Raw genomic sequence first — 13,979 nt, forward strand, 5'->3', positions numbered from 1 at the left:
GTACGGGGAGTGCGTACGCACAGAGAGACAGAGGAGACCGCCATGCCCTTCGTCCGTGTCGATGCGCTGGGGGCCGACCGGGAGCGCCTCGACGCGCTCGGCCGCGCCGTGCACGACGCCCTACAGGAGACCCTCGGCATCCCGCCCGACGACCGCTTCCAGGTCCTCGTCGGACACGACGGCACCGCGAGCACGCTGCGCTACGGCACCTACTTCGGGCCGGACCGCGACGACGGCATCGTGTACATCGCGATCACCCTGCGCGGCGGCCGCACCCCCGGGCAGAAGCAGGCGCTCTACCGGCGGATCGCCGAACTCGCCCAGGAGTACGCGGGAACCGCGCCGCGCAATGTGTTCGTGACCCTGACCGAGAACACGGCGGCCGACTGGTCGCTCGGCGACGGGCTGGCGCAGTACGTGCTGCACCCCGGAGCGGCCCGCCTGCCCGCGGCCGCCGAAGCCCCCTGACTACGCGAGCTGCAAGGGTTCGGTCAGCTCGTCGTACACGCTCAGGACCTGGGCGACCGTATCGTCCTCGGTCGGCCAGCCGGCAGCCTGGAGGCGGCCCGCCGCGGCCAGCGCATCCCGGCGGGCCGGGTCGGCGAGGAGGGCCAGGACGCGGCGGGCCAGGGCGGCGGCGTCCCCGTAGCGGACGAGTTCGGCGGCCTGGCCGACCAGTTCGCGGGTGCCGCCGGTGTCGGTGGCGACCAGGGGGACGCCGGCCTGGAGCGCCTCCTGGGCGATCAGGGAGCGCGCCTCCCAGCGGCTGGGCAACAGCACCAGGTCGGCGGCGGCGAGGAGTTCGGGGACGTCGTCGCGGCGGCCCAGCAGCAGGACCGGCAGCTGCTCGGCGTCGATCCGCCGCTGGAGCGCGGCGCGCTGCTCCCCCTCGCCCGCGATGGCGAGCAGCGGCTGCGGATCGAGCGCGCACCAGGCGTGCGCCGCATCGAGCAGCAGGTCGTGGCCCTGGTGCGGTTCGAGGCGGCCGACCGCGAGCAGCAACGGCCGGTCCACCGCGCCGAGATCGGCCCGTTCCTTGCGCCGCATCCGGTCATGATCCTCCGGCTCGGACGGGGCGCGGGAGGGGCGGGGGCCGGGGATCGCGACCGGCGCCAGCCGGGCGTCCCGCGCACCCCGCTCGCGCGCCCGGTCCACCAGGGCCGAGCAGGCCCCCAGGACGACGGAGGCGGCCCGGGCCACCCGCCGTTCCATCAGATGCACGAGCCGGGCCCGCGCGCCCTCGGAGTGCGCCTTGGTGTGCCAGGTGATGACCAGCGGAACCTGCGCGCCCCGGGGACCGCGCAGCCCGCGCAGCGCCATCGCGGCCCGCATCCCGGCCCGCAGTCCGTGCGCATGCACCAGGTCGGCGTCCCAGCAGGCGCTGCGCAGCAGGGCCACCCCCGCCGGTTCCATCCGCGGCCCGACCTGCCGGAACCGTGCGCCCGCGCCGGTGAAGTCGTAGGTCCGCTCGGCGTCCGCGGTGGCGCAGACGGTGACCCGTACCCCGCGCGCCACCAGGCCGGCGGCCAGCGAGCGGACGTGTGCGGCGCTGCCGGCGCTGCCGTGGCCGAGCACCTGGACCGTGCGCAGCGGCGACTGGCCGTGCGGCGGCGTGCGGGTGCTGGTCACGAGGTCGGGGCTCCTGGGTCGGGGACGGTAGGGACCGTACCGGTGGTGCGGTCCGAGTACTACAAGGCGCTGCGGCACGCTGCCGGTCGCCCGCACGACGTCCCCCGACCGGGCGGGCAGGGCGAGCGCGCCCGGTGCCGCGCACCGCGCCCAGGATGCCAGCCCCGCGGCACCGGTTCGGCACGCTCCGGACGCCCCGGCGGTGGGATCCCGCGGCCCCGGGCACCGCGGGATCACCCACATGGGCGATAAACCGGGGGCTTCCCGGGGCTGTCGACGGGGCCGGAGAGCTGGCCGGAACTCGCCGCCCGGGGCGGGCCCGGGCGGCTCCGCGTCTCAGATCGTGGCCACCTGAGTTCGTGGCCGTTCAGATCGTGGCCGCTCAGATCGTGGCCGCCGCCCGGCTGACGCGGTCCCCGGCCGCCGCGGCGGCCACCAGCCCCGCGGCGTGCGCGGCCAGACCCGTGCGCCCGTTCCCGGCGACGATGGCGAGCCCCAGGGCCGCACCGAGCGCATGCGCCCCGGCGTCCCCGAGCATGGTGCGCTCCGCCAGATCGTCGCCCAGGACCGCGCCCGCGGCCCCCATGGCCGCCCCGGACAGCACCCCGGCCTCACCGCCGCGCAGCAGCCCCGGCGCGCCGAGGGCCAGGACGGCGCCGGTGGCCCGGCCCGGCCGGACGTCCAGGAGGTTCACCAGGTGGGCGGAGCCCGCGATCACCACACCGGCGAGCAGCTTGTCGGCCGGGCGCGGCTTGAGCAGCGCGCCCGCGGCGAGCCCGGCGGCGCCGATGCCGAACAGCTTCACCGCCCCGCTGGTGACCTCCCGCCGGCGCAGCGCCGAGAGGTGCGCCCGGAATCCGCGCCGGGGGTCGCCGATGCCGAAGAGGTCGTCGTAGGCCCCGCAGCCCCCGGCGGCCAGCACCGCGAGGGCGGCGGCGCCCCGGGCGCGGGCGGACAGCCCCGGTGCGGTGGCGGCGGTGAGCGCCGTACCGGCGGCCGTCGCGAGCCCGGCATGCAACTGGAGCGAGCGCCCCGCGTAGTTCTTGCGGTCCCACAGGACGGCCCCGCCCGGTGGCCGCCGCCGCAGCGCCCCGTAGGCGGCCCGGGTCGCCCCCGCCGCCGTGAGCACCGCCGAGATCCGTTTCCGCACCGCGCCGTTCGCCGCCGCCACCATGGCACTCCCCTCGCCCGGCACCGTGCCGGTCCCCGGTCCCGTCAGCCTAGGGGCGGCACCGGTCCGGGCCGCACCAGGCTCCGGCCGCCGGGTGCACCGGGCGTGCCTAACGGCCGGTGCGCGCCGTCTCCAGCAGTTCCTCGGCGTGCGCCCGGGCCGTCTCGGAGTCCTCCTGGCCGGCCAGCATCCGGGAGAGTTCGCGCACCCGCTCCTCGCCCTCCAGGACGGTGACCCCGCTCCTGGTGACCGAACCGTCGTTGGTCTTCTCCACCAGGAGCTGCCGGTCCGCGAACGCCGCGACCTGCGGGAGGTGGGTGACCACCACGACCTGCGCGGACCGGGCGAGCCGGGCCAGCCGCCGACCGACCTCGACGGCCGCCTTGCCGCCGACGCCCGCGTCGACCTCGTCGAAGAGATAGGTCGGTACGGGGTCGGAGCCGGCGAAGACCACCTCGACGGCGAGCATCACCCGGGAGAGCTCACCGCCGGAGGCGCCCTTGGCGATCGGGCGGGGCGGGGCGCCCGGGTGCGGGGCCAGGAGGAGTTCGACCTCGTCGGCGCCGTGCGGCCCGTAGGCCACCGTGCGGCCGCCGACCTCGATGCCGTCCGCGGCGTCGGCCGTGGCGGGCAGTTCCGTCTGCCGGATCTGCACGCTGACCCGGGCGTGCGGCATGGCCAGTTCGCCGAGCTCGGCGGTCACCGCGTCGGCGAAGCGCTTCGCCGACGCGGTCCGCGCGTCGGTCAACTCCTGTGCCAGTCCGCCCAGTTCACTGCGGAGCGCATCGCGCTCGGCGGTCAGCTCGCCGATCCGGTCGTCGTCGCCGTCCAGCTCGGCGAGGCGCGCGGCGCTCTCCTCGGCCCAGGCCAGGACGCCCGCGATGTCCTCGCCGTACTTGCGGGTGAGGTGGTTCAGGGCGGCCCGCCGCTCCTCCACGGCGGCCAGCCGCAGCGGGTCGGCGTCCAGGCCGTCCGCGTAACCGGCCAGCTCGCCCGCGACATCCGCCATCAGGATGCCGATCTCGCCGAGCCGGTCGGCCAGCGCGGACAGCTCGGGGTCATGGCTGCGGACGGCGTCGAGCGCCCGGTGGGCCCCGGCGACCAGGGTGGTGCCGTCGACGCCCTCGGGGTCCTCGGGGTTGCCGGCCAGCGCGGCGTGCGCGGCGGAGGCGGCGGAGGCCAGCGCCTCGGCGTGGCCCAGCCGCTCGGCCTCGGCGGCGAGCTCGGTGTCCTCGCCCGGCTGCGGTTCTGCGGCGGCGACCTCGTCCAGGCCGAAGCGCAGCAGATCGGCCTCCTGGGAGCGCTCGCGGGCCCGGGTCGTCAGCTCCTCCAGCTCGGTGGCGACCGCGCGCAGCCGCTTGTGGGCGGCGGCGTACTTGGCGAGCGGGACGGCGACGGCGTCCCCGGCGTAACGGTCCAGGGCCTGGCGCTGCCGGGCCGGGCGCAGCAGGCCCTGCTGGTCGGTCTGGCCGTGCACGGCGACCAGATCGTCCGCCAACTCGCCCAGCAGGCCGACCGGTACGGACCGGCCGCCCAGATGGGCGCGCGAGCGGCCCTCGGCGGAGACGGTGCGGCTGATCAGCAGCGCACCGTCGTCCAGCTCCGCGCCGGCCTCCTCGGCCCGCAGGGCCGCCGGCGTGGTGGGGGCGACGGTGACCCGGCCCTCCACCACCGCCGACCGGGCGCCTATCCGCACCAGGGCGGGATCCGCGCGCCCGCCGAGCAGCAGGCCGAGGCTGGTGACGACCATGGTCTTGCCCGCGCCCGTCTCGCCGGTCACCGCCGTGAAGCCCGGGGACAGCTCGACTACGGCGTCGTCAATGACGCCCAGGGACCGGATCCGCATCTCCTCCAACACGGATACGACCATACGAGGTCCGGGGGCCGCCCCGCGACGGCCTCCCCCTCTTCGTCACACCGGGTGACGGACCGGGTGCGGGCGAGCGGGGCGCCGGTGGGGCTAGTGCGGCGCCCCGCGCCACCCGGCCACCGGCAGGGCGAACTTGGCCACCAGCCGGTCCGTGAAGGAGGCATGGTGCAGCCGCGCCAGGCGGACGGGCACGGCGCCGCGGCGGACCTCGACGCGGGCGCCCGCGGGAAGTTCGACGGTGCGGCGGCCGTCACACCACAGCACGCCGTGCGGGGTCTTGGGCTGGACCTCGACCGCCAGCACCGATCGCGGGGAGGTGACCAGCGGCTTGGCGAAGAGGGCGTGCGCGCTGATCGGCACCATCAGCAGCGCCTCGACCTCCGGCCAGACCACCGGGCCGCCCGCCGAGAAGGCGTACGCGGTCGAACCGGTCGGGGTCGCGCAGACCACGCCGTCGCCGCCGAAGCGGGAGACGGGCCGGCCGTCGACCTCGGTGACGACCTCCAGCATCCGCTCCCGCGCGGCCTTCTCCACGGACGCCTCGTTCAGCGCCCAATCGGTGTGCACCACGGTGCCGTTGTTGCGGACGAGGACATCGAGGGTCATCCGCTCCTCGACCTCGTACGCACGGGAGACGACCCGGTCGACCACCTTGTCGAGGTCGTCGCGTTCCGCCTCCGCCAGGAAGCCGACCCGGCCGAGATTGACGCCGAGCATCGGCACCCCGGACGTCCGGGCGAAGTCCGCACCGCGCAGCAGCGTCCCGTCGCCGCCGAGGACCACCAGCAGTTCGCAGCCCTCGGCGGCGCACTGCTCGGACTCGACGCGCTGGACCGCCGGCGGCAGCGGCAGATCCGCCGCCTCCTCCGCCAGCACCCGCACCCCGATGCCGTTGCGCAGCAGTCCCTGGACGACGAGTTCGGCGCTGCGGATGGCCGCGGGGCGGCCGGTGTGCGCGAGCAGGAAGACGGTCCGCCGTGCGCCGTCGTCCGCGTGTCGTGCGCTGCCTTCAACTGCCTGGGTTGTGGTCAACGAGGCCCCTCCGCCACTGCACGGTCGACGTCGGCCGGGTCGAGTGCAGGCGCCCCGGCGCGCAGCCACAGAAAGTACTCGACATTACCGGAGGGGCCGGGCAGCGGGCTCGCGGTCACGCCACATACGCCGAGCCCCAGCTCGGCGGCGCGCGCCGCGACGCCGCGCACCGCCTCGGCGCGCAGTTCGGCGCTGCGCACCACCCCGCCGCTGCCCAGCCGTTCCTTGCCCACCTCGAACTGCGGCTTGACCATCAGGACGAGATCGGCGTCGGGGGCGGTGCAGGAGACGAGCGCGGGCAGCACCAGACCGAGGGGAATGAAGGAGAGATCGCCGACGACGAGGTCGACGGGCCGGGAGTCGATCTGGTCCAGCGTCAGCTCACGGACGTTGGTGCGGTCCTTGACGGTGACCCGGTCGTCGCTCTGGAGGGACCAGGCGAGCTGCCCGTAGCCGACGTCGACGGCGACCACGTGGCCGGCCCCGGCGCGCAGCAGGACGTCGGTGAAGCCGCCGGTGGAGGCGCCGGCGTCGAGCGCCCGGCGGCCCTCGATCCGCAGGCCCTGCGGGACGAAGGCGGCGAAGGCGCCGGCCAGCTTGTGGCCGCCGCGCGAGACGTAGTCGGGGTCGCCGTCGTCCTCGCGGACGACCACGGCCGCGCTGGTCTCGACCTGGGTGGCGGGCTTGGTCGCGGCGGTCCCGCCGACGGTCACCCGTCCCGCGGCGATCAGCTGGCTCGCATGCTCGCGCGAGCGGGCCAGCTTGCGGCGCACCAGCTCCGCGTCGAGTCGGCGTCGTGCCACTCCTGCCACCGGTTCAGCTCCTGTTGTCGTACGGCGTCGGGGAAGGTGAGGAAGGAGCGGGCGGCCCGGGGCGCTGGTCGAGGGCGGCCAGCGCCTCGCGCAGCCCACGGTGTACATCCTCGTACACCTCGAGATGGCCGCTGACCGGGAGGTGGTCCGCATCGGCGAGACGCCGCAGCGGGGCGTCGACGGCCGCCTGCCCGGTCGGGGTGGTGCCGACGCCGAGCGGCTGTGGTCCGGCGGGCCGGGCGGACGCGTCGGGCCCGGCGGCCTCCCCCGGCCCCGCGGGCTCCCCCGTGGCGTCCCCCTCGACTGCCTCCGGCTCGGGTGCGGACATCGGCTCTTCCATACCCTGACGCTACCGCGGCAGCCCGCGCCCACGGCGAACGAGCCGCCCGCGAGCTGGCGTATCGTCGCTCACGATGGCAACCCTCGATCAGTGCCGCGCCGCGCTCGACCGGCTGGCCCAGAACATGACCACCGCGGACGGCGACCTGCGCAGGGCCGCCGCCCTCGACCGCTCGCTCAGCTGCCGCATCACCGACCTGGACGTGACCTTCCTCGGGCGGCTGGCCGACGGCACCCTCCGCGACGTCACCCATGTTCCCGGCCCGCCGCCCGGCAGAGCCGAGATCCGTCTCGCCATGGCCGGCGACGATCTGGTGGCGCTGGTGGAGGGCCGGCTGAACTTCGCCAGGGCCTGGGGCAGCGGCCGCGTCAGGCTGGAAGCGAGTCTGCGCGATCTGCTGCGTCTGCGGACCCTGCTGTAGCCGCTTTACGGGACGTGCGTGCCGCCGGGACGACCAGCGGGGTCCCGGTCTGCGGATCGTCGATGATCTGGCAGGGCAGCCCGAAGACGCGCTCCACCAGCTCCGCGGTGACGATCTCGCCGGGCGCGCCCTCCGCGATCACCGCGCCGTCCTTCATGGCGATGAGATGGGTCGCGTACCGGGCGGCGTGGTTGAGGTCGTGCAGCACCGCGACCAGGGTGCGCCCCTGGTCCTCGTGGAGTTCCGCGCACAGGTCCAGCACCTCGATCTGGTGCTGGATGTCCAGGTAGGTCGTCGGCTCGTCCAGGAGGAAGAGCGGTGTCTGCTGGGCCAGCGCCATGGCGATCCAGACGCGTTGGCGCTGGCCGCCGGAGAGTTCGTCGACCGAGCGGTCGGCCAGCTGCCCGACGCCGGTGGCCGCCATCGCCTCGCGCACGATGCGCTCGTCCTCGGCCGACCACTGCCGCAGCAGCCCCTGGTGCGGATAGCGGCCGCGGGCCACCAGGTCCGCGACCGTGATCCCGTCGGGCGCGACGGAGGTCTGCGGCAGCAGCCCGAGTGTGCGGGCGACCTTCTTGGCGGGCTGGGAGGAGATCGCGCTGCCGTCCAGCAGCACGGCTCCCGCGCTCGGCCGGAGCATCCGCGACAGGGCGCGCAGCAGCGTGGACTTCCCGCAGGCGTTCGGGCCGACGATGACCGTGAAGGAGTGGTCGGGGATGGCGACCGAGAGGTTTTCGGCGATGACCCGCTGGTCGTAGGCGAGGGTGACGTTCTCGGCCGCGAGACGGCTCACTTCGTGGCTCCTGGGTTGTGGTGATCACTGCTGCGGTCCGGTACGGAGGTCCGGCACCGGCGGTCCGAAAGCGCCGTCATGGGCGGCGCCATGAGTGCCCTCGTATACGCCCTCGTACGCGCCCTCTCAAACGCCTTCATATCCGCCCCGCCCGTCGCTCCGTCGCCATCAGCCACAGCAGATAGCCGCCGCCGAGGACGCCGGTGAGCACGCCCACGGGGAGCTGGTCGGCGCCGAAGAGGCGCTGCGCGGACCAGTCCGCGGCGACCAGCAGGGTGGCGCCCATCAGGGCGGCGGGCAGCAGATTGGGGCCGGGGGCGCGGGTCAGGCGCCGGGCGAGCTGGGGGGCGGTCAGGGCCACGAAGGCGATGGGCCCGGCCGCGGCGGTGCCGGAGGCGACGAGCAGGACCGCCGCCAGCAGGACCACCACCCGCACCCGGTCCACCCGTACGCCGAGCGCATACGCCGCGTCGTCGCCCATCTCCAGCATCCGCAGCGGGCGTCCGTAGCACAGCAGCAGCGGAAGGAGGACGGCGCAGACGGCGGCCAGGGGCCAGACCTGGTCCCAGTCCCGGCCGTTGAGGGAGCCGTTCATCCAGGTGGTGGCCCGGGTCGCCTCGACGATGTTGGCCTTGGTCAGGAGGTAGAGCACGAGGGCGTAGAGCATGGCGCTCGCCCCGATGCCGACGAGGACGAAGCGGTAGCCCTGGATGCCGCGCTTCCAGGCCAGCAGGAAGATGGCCAGGCCGGTGACCACGGCGCCGACGGCGGAGCCGCCCGCCACCGCGACCGTCCCGCCCTGGAAGAAGACGATGACGACCAGCGCACCGACCGACGAGCCCTGGGCGAAGCCCAGCACATCGGGGCTGCCGAGCGGATTGCGCGAGACGGTCTGGAAGGCCGCCCCGGAGATCCCGAAGGCCGCACCGGCCAGCAGTCCGACCAGGACGCGCGGCAGCCGCAGGTCCTGCACGATGAAGGTCTGTCCGGCATCGCCGCCGCCGGTGAGGGTGGCGATGACCTCGGCGGGCGTCATCGGGTAGTCGCCGGAGCCGATCAGGGCGACGGCGGCGGCCAGCGCGAGGACCGCCAGCAGCAGGCAGGCACCCACGACCCGCAGATCCAGCCGCAGCGAGAGCCCGCCCCCGGTCCGTACGGTCCGCATCCTGCGGGCGGCCTTCGCCGGTTTCAGCGTTGCGTTCACCTGATTCCTCCGAGGGTGCCCCGGCCTTCAGGCCGGGATGGGGGTACCGCCCGCTTGCGGGGGAGAATCGGACTCCTGAGGCGTAGGGCAGGGGTAGCCGGATCACCTCCAAGACGATCGGGCGTCCATCCCGAGATGTGATGAAGCAGCCTGAAGTGATCAAGAGCTCTCAACTGTCAGTCCTCCCAGGTAGGTTCAGATCCATGACGACGCAAGCGCAGACGGCGGAGAGTTCCGGGCACGCCCGGTACGCCTACCGGCTGCGCGTGTCGTCCACGGCCCGTGCCGAGCTCGAAGCAGAGTGGGACCGCTGTCGGTGGGTGTGGAACGAATGCGTAGCGAAGTCGAAGCAGGTGCACACCCGAAACAAGGCGACCGGCGGGAAGGCGACGTGTGGCCCGGCCCAGCTCGACAAGATGCTGACCCAGGCACGGCGCGCGACGCCTTGGCTGGCTGAGGGTGCGAGCGTTCCTCAGCAGCAGCTCATACGTGACTTCGCCAAGTCGCGGGCGAAGGCACTCAAGGACATCAAGGCCAGGTTGCCGATGCGACAGCGCGCCGGGATGCCCAAATGGAAGAAGAAGCATGAGGCGGACCCGAGCCTGAACTACACCCACCGAGGCTTCCGCCTCAAAGACGGCCGCCTGCATCTCGCCGGCGGAATCGTTGTACGGGTGGTGTGGTCGCGCGATCTGCCCGAGCCACCGTCGTCGGTTCGGGTATACCGGGACAGCACCGGGCATTGGTACTGCTCGTTCGTGGTTGCTACGACGACCGAGCAGCTTCCCGAAACCGGCGCGGTGATCGGTGTCGACTGGGGCGTGAAGGAGACCGCGACCACCACATCCGACGCCCATGACCTTCCCCACCCGCAGCACGGAAGGACGGCCGCACAGAAGCTTGCCCGCTACCAGCGGATGATGGCCCGCCGTAAGCCCGCTCGCGGTCAGTCCGGTTCGAAGGGCTACCGCGAGGCGAAGCGGCAGACGGCCAAGTTGTACAGCAGGGTTGCGCGGCAGCGTCAGGACACCGGACGCAAGTGGGCCAAGAAGGTCGTGCGCGACCATGACGCCCTGGCCGTGGAGGACTTCCGCCCGAAGTTCCTCGCCAAGTCGACCATGGCCAGGAAGGCCGCCGACGCCGCGATCGGCGCGACCAAGCGAGCCCTTCTGCAGATGGCGCGTAAACACGGTCGAATGGTGCACCTGGTGCATCCCGCGCACACCACGATGGACTGTGCGCAGTGCGGAGCGAGAACCAAGCACGCACTACCTCTTTCGGAACGAACATATGCCTGCACCGTGTGCGGAGCCGTATCCTCCAGGGATAAGAACTCCGCCCGCGTGATGCTGGTCCGGGCTGGTCTCTGTCCCGGCTAGTGCTGATCGTGTAAGACCTGTGCACCCGCCGGGCCGCAGGCGACGTGAGCTAGGAATCCCCCTCGTTTTCGAGAGGGAGGTTTCAAAGCTGGGCCATCCTCCGACGCCGTACGAGGTAGATGAAGACCGGTCCGCCGATGAGGGCGGTGACGATGCCGGCCTGGAGTTCGCCGGGCCGGGCCACCACCCGGCCCAGGACATCCGCGCCGAGCAGCAGCACCGGCGAGAGCACCGCGGAGTACGGCAGGATCCAGCGCATATCGGGCCCGGTGAGGGCGCGTACGGCATGCGGGACCATCAGGCCGACATAGACGATCGGCCCGCAGACCGCGGTGGCGCCGCCGCACAGCAGGGTGATGGCGAGCATGGCCAGGACGCGGGTGCGCATCAGCCCGGTGCCCAGGGCGCGCGCCTGGTCGTCGCCGAGGGCGAGGGCGTTCAGCGGCCGGGCGAGCAGCAGCGCGAGGACGGCGCCGACGGCGAGGAACGGTGCGATCCGGGTGACCGTCGGCATGGTGGCGGTGGCCAGCGAACCGACCGTCCAGAAGCGCATTTTGTCCAGCGCCGCGTTGTCCAGGAGGTTGACGGCATTGAGGTAGCCGGTGAGCACGGCGGTGAGGGCGGTGCCGGCCAGGGCGAGCCGTACGGGTGTGGCGCCGCGGGTGCCGCCGAGGACGTAGACGGCGACGTTGACGACCGCGGCGCCGAGGAAGGCGAACCACACATAGCCGGTCAGCGAGGTGATGCCGAGGAAGCTGATGGCGGTGACGACCGCGGCCGAGGCGCCGGCGTTGATGCCGAGAACTCCGGGGTCGGCGAGGGGGTTTCGGGTCAGCGCCTGCATGACCGTACCGGCCAGGCCCAGGGCGGCGCCGACGAGGACGCCGAGCAGGGTGCGCGGCAGCCGTACGTCGCGGATGACGACATCGGTGTCGGAGCCGGAGTAGTGGAAGAGCCCGTGCCAGACCTGGTCGAGGGGGATCTGTTTCGCGCCGACGGCGATGCCGAGCACAGTGACGGCGGCCAGCAGGGCCACGGAGACGGCCAGCCCCGCGAGGGTGAGCCGCCGGCGCCGTGGCGCCCCTGGGGGCGGGGCTGTTGTCGCTTCGGGGGGTGCCTCGGGGGGGCTGTCAACCAACACGATGGTTAGGTTAGCCTACCCTCATATCCGTTCGTTCCGAGGGGCCCGGCGCATCGCCTCGACGGCCCGGCCGCACACGGCCGTCGCACCGGCCCGTCGCGCCGACCCCGTCACGCCGGCCCGTCGCACCCAGAGAGAAGCGCACCCACCATGAGCACTCCCCGAAGCATCGCCCCCTCCCGCCGCGGCATCCTGGCCGCGGGCGGCGCCGTCGGCATCGGCGCCCTGCTCGCCGCCTGCGGTGGCGGCAAGGGCCCGGGCGGCGCCAACGGCGGTGGCAAGGGCGGCCCGTGGTCCTTCACCGACGACCGCGGGACGAAGGTCTCCCTGGGGAGCACACCGCAGCGCATCGTCGCCTTCACCGGAACGGCCGCCGCGCTGCACGACTTCGGCATCGACGACCGGATCGTCGGCGTCTTCGGCCCGACCCGGCTCAAGAACGGCAAGCCCGACCCGCAGGCCGGCGACCTGGACATCGACAAGGTCACCATCCTCGGCAACGCCTACAACCAGTTCAACGTCGAGAAGTACGCGGCGCTGCGCCCCGATCTGCTGGTCACCAACATGTACGAGCCGGGCGCCCTGTGGTTCGTGCCCGACGACAGCAAGGACAAGATCACGCACCTGGCCAAGTCCGTCGCGATCACCTCCTCCCGCGTCACGCTCGTCAAGATCATCGAGCGCTACGCGGACCTCGCGCGGTCGCTCGGCGCCGATCTGGAGGCCAAGAAGGTCACCGACGCCAAGACCCGGTTCGAAAAGGCCGCGGCGGCGCTGCGCAAGGCCGCCAAGTCCCACCCCGTCAAGGTGCTGGCCTGCTCCGGCAGCGCCGATCTCTTCTACGCCTCCAACCCCGGCATCAACGCCGACCTGAAGTACTTCAAGTCCCTCGGCGTCGACCTCATCGTCCCCGACCACCTGGACAAGGGCGGCTACTTCGAGAGCCTGAGCTGGGAGAACGCCGACAAGTACAAGGCGGACGTCCTGCTGCTGGACAACCGGACGGCCACCCTCCAGCCCAAGGACCTGGCCGCCAAGCCCTCCTGGACCAGGCTCCCCGCCGTCAAGGCCGGCCAGATCACGCCCTGGTCGAGCGAGCCGCGCTTCTCCTACGCGGGCGCGGCGCCGCTGCTGGAATCGCTCACCCGGGCCATCGAGAGCGCCAAGAAGGTCAGCTGACATCCGTAAGCAACACCCGTGGCCGAACCAATAACTGACACACCGTCACGGAAAGCGTCACCGCACACCCCACGGAACACGCCGCCGCACACGTCACGGAAGGTCCCCCACATGACCACGACCGCCGCCCCCGCCACCGCCCCCTTCCGCTTCTTCGACGTCCGGGTCACGGGCGTCCGGCGGCTGAGTCCGTCCATGGCCCGGATCACCTTCGGCGGCGAACGGCTGGACGAGCTGGCCTCCGGCGGCCGCGACCAGCGCTTCAAGCTGTTCCTGCCGCAGCCGCACCAGGACCGGCCGGTCTTCGCCGACACCTCCGAGGGCTGGTACGCCGTCTGGCGCGCCCAGGACCCGGCCGAGCGCCCGCTGATGCGCTCGTACACCATCAGCGAACAGCACCCCGGCACGGGGGAGTTCGCCGTCGACTTCGCGCTGCACGGTGCCGGGCACGGCGCGGCCGGTGGCGGTCCGGCCGCCCGCTGGGCCGCCGGCGCCCGGGTCGGCGACCGGCTGACCGTGCTCGCCCCGGTCGTCGAGGACAACGGCGGCGTCGACTTCCGCCCGCCGTCCGGCACCGACTGGATCCTGCTCACCGGCGACGAGACCGCGCTGCCCGCCATCGCGGGCATCCTGGCCTGGCTCTCCCCCGGCACCCGCGCTCGGGTCTGGATCGAGACCGCCCATGCGGACGACTGCCGGCCGCTGCCGACGTTCGCCGACGCCGAGGTCACCTGGCTCGTGCGCAGCGCCCCCGGCCAACTGCCGGACGCGGTACGCGCCGCGGAGCTGCCGGAGGGCACCCCGTACGCCTGGATCGCCGGTGAGGCCGGGACCGTACGGGAGGTGCGCCGGCATCTGGTCCGCGAACGCGGCTTCGACCGGCGGGCCGTGAAGTTCACCGGCTACTGGCGGCGCGGCGCCTCCGAGGAGGAGCTGCTCGCGGAGCTGACGGCGGGCACGGCGCCGGCGGCCGAAGAGGACTGAGCCGCCCGGGACATGGGGCCGGGG

Annotated in this window: 13 protein-coding genes and 1 pseudogene; 5 read left to right on the forward strand and 9 right to left on the reverse strand. The window is 73.5% G+C overall.

Going from position 1 to position 13,979, the window contains the following annotated elements:
• The first annotated feature begins 42 nt into the window (after window positions 1–42).
• Entirely contained in the window at window positions 43–468 is a 426-nt protein-coding gene (locus B1H19_RS10935; RefSeq protein WP_083104427.1) for a tautomerase family protein, read from the forward strand.
• On the opposite strand, the gene B1H19_RS10940 is transcribed toward B1H19_RS10935, so the two are convergent.
• The 6 genes from B1H19_RS10940 to B1H19_RS10965 all read right to left on the reverse strand — a co-directional run bounded on the left by B1H19_RS10940 (window position 469) and on the right by B1H19_RS10965 (window position 6,854).
• Complete coding sequence (locus B1H19_RS10940) at window positions 469–1,629, reverse strand: glycosyltransferase family 4 protein (RefSeq protein ID WP_083104428.1); 1,161 nt, start codon at window positions 1,627–1,629, stop codon at window positions 469–471.
• Between the two features lie 382 nt (window positions 1,630–2,011).
• Complete coding sequence (locus tag B1H19_RS10945) at window positions 2,012–2,803, reverse strand: hypothetical protein (RefSeq protein WP_083104429.1); 792 nt, start codon at window positions 2,801–2,803, stop codon at window positions 2,012–2,014.
• A 106-nt stretch (window positions 2,804–2,909) separates the two neighbouring features.
• A complete protein-coding gene (gene recN / locus B1H19_RS10950) occupies window positions 2,910–4,670 on the reverse strand; it encodes a DNA repair protein RecN (protein ID WP_083104430.1) in 1,761 nt (586 codons plus the stop codon).
• Window positions 4,671–4,760: 90 nt separating this feature from the next.
• Window positions 4,761–5,702 (reverse strand): NAD kinase, encoded by a 942-nt coding sequence (locus tag B1H19_RS10955; protein ID WP_083104431.1) that lies wholly within the window; start codon window positions 5,700–5,702, stop codon window positions 4,761–4,763.
• Window positions 5,699–6,514 carry a TlyA family RNA methyltransferase gene (locus B1H19_RS10960; protein WP_083104432.1) on the reverse strand — a complete coding sequence of 272 codons (816 nt, stop codon included), beginning with the start codon at window positions 6,512–6,514 and terminating at the stop codon, window positions 5,699–5,701. Before B1H19_RS10960 ends, B1H19_RS10955 begins: the two co-directional genes overlap by 4 nt.
• A 4-nt stretch (window positions 6,515–6,518) precedes the next feature.
• Window positions 6,519–6,854 (reverse strand): hypothetical protein, encoded by a 336-nt coding sequence (locus tag B1H19_RS10965; RefSeq protein ID WP_083104433.1) that lies wholly within the window; start codon window positions 6,852–6,854, stop codon window positions 6,519–6,521.
• 73 nt (window positions 6,855–6,927) lie between these two features.
• Between B1H19_RS10965 and B1H19_RS10970 the strand changes: the two genes are divergently transcribed.
• On the forward strand, window positions 6,928–7,275 hold the full coding sequence (locus tag B1H19_RS10970; protein WP_083104434.1) for a sterol-binding protein: 348 nt from the start codon (window positions 6,928–6,930) through the stop codon (window positions 7,273–7,275).
• Here B1H19_RS10970 and B1H19_RS10975 read toward each other — a convergent pair.
• On the reverse strand, window positions 7,223–8,068 hold the full coding sequence (locus B1H19_RS10975) for an ABC transporter ATP-binding protein (protein WP_083104435.1): 846 nt from the start codon (window positions 8,066–8,068) through the stop codon (window positions 7,223–7,225). The genes B1H19_RS10970 and B1H19_RS10975 overlap by 53 nt on opposite strands.
• Before the next feature lie 136 nt (window positions 8,069–8,204).
• The gene (locus B1H19_RS10980; protein WP_083109545.1) at window positions 8,205–9,233 is read right to left on the reverse strand and encodes a FecCD family ABC transporter permease; all 1,029 of its coding nucleotides are present in this window, start codon (window positions 9,231–9,233) and stop codon (window positions 8,205–8,207) included.
• A 242-nt stretch (window positions 9,234–9,475) separates the two neighbouring features.
• Between B1H19_RS10980 and B1H19_RS10985 the strand changes: the two are divergent.
• A pseudogene (locus B1H19_RS10985) lies at window positions 9,476–10,682 on the forward strand (RNA-guided endonuclease InsQ/TnpB family protein); the annotation flags it as partial.
• A gap of 51 nt (window positions 10,683–10,733) precedes the next feature.
• Here the strand turns inward: B1H19_RS10985 and B1H19_RS10990 are convergent.
• Window positions 10,734–11,789, reverse strand: coding sequence for a FecCD family ABC transporter permease (locus tag B1H19_RS10990; RefSeq protein WP_083109546.1), 1,056 nt, complete (start codon window positions 11,787–11,789; stop codon window positions 10,734–10,736).
• 153 nt (window positions 11,790–11,942) lie between these two features.
• On the opposite strand from B1H19_RS10990, the gene B1H19_RS10995 reads away from it, so the two are divergent.
• A complete protein-coding gene (locus tag B1H19_RS10995) occupies window positions 11,943–12,971 on the forward strand; it encodes an ABC transporter substrate-binding protein (RefSeq protein WP_083104437.1) in 1,029 nt (342 codons plus the stop codon).
• Between the two features lie 111 nt (window positions 12,972–13,082).
• Window positions 13,083–13,955, forward strand: coding sequence for a siderophore-interacting protein (locus tag B1H19_RS11000; protein WP_083104438.1), 873 nt, complete (start codon window positions 13,083–13,085; stop codon window positions 13,953–13,955).
• The last annotated feature ends 24 nt before the right edge of the window (window positions 13,956–13,979 follow it).

This window comes from Streptomyces gilvosporeus (assembly GCF_002082195.1).
Classification (GTDB): Bacteria; Actinomycetota; Actinomycetes; order Streptomycetales; family Streptomycetaceae; genus Streptomyces; species Streptomyces gilvosporeus.

What these genes read in the sequence shown, in the direction of transcription:
- B1H19_RS10935 (WP_083104427.1), top strand. Translation starts at nt 43, where the DNA reads ATGCCCTTCGTCCGTGTCGATGCGCTGGGGGCCGACCGGGAGCGCCTC.
- B1H19_RS10945 (WP_083104429.1), bottom strand. Translation starts at nt 2,803, where the DNA reads ATGGTGGCGGCGGCGAACGGCGCGGTGCGGAAACGGATCTCGGCGGTG.
- recN (WP_083104430.1), bottom strand. Translation starts at nt 4,670, where the DNA reads ATGGTCGTATCCGTGTTGGAGGAGATGCGGATCCGGTCCCTGGGCGTC.
- B1H19_RS10965 (WP_083104433.1), bottom strand. Translation starts at nt 6,854, where the DNA reads ATGGAAGAGCCGATGTCCGCACCCGAGCCGGAGGCAGTCGAGGGGGAC.
- B1H19_RS10970 (WP_083104434.1), top strand. Translation starts at nt 6,928, where the DNA reads ATGGCAACCCTCGATCAGTGCCGCGCCGCGCTCGACCGGCTGGCCCAG.
- B1H19_RS10980 (WP_083109545.1), bottom strand. Translation starts at nt 9,233, where the DNA reads ATGCGGACCGTACGGACCGGGGGCGGGCTCTCGCTGCGGCTGGATCTG.
- B1H19_RS10995 (WP_083104437.1), top strand. Translation starts at nt 11,943, where the DNA reads ATGAGCACTCCCCGAAGCATCGCCCCCTCCCGCCGCGGCATCCTGGCC.
- B1H19_RS11000 (WP_083104438.1), top strand. Translation starts at nt 13,083, where the DNA reads ATGACCACGACCGCCGCCCCCGCCACCGCCCCCTTCCGCTTCTTCGAC.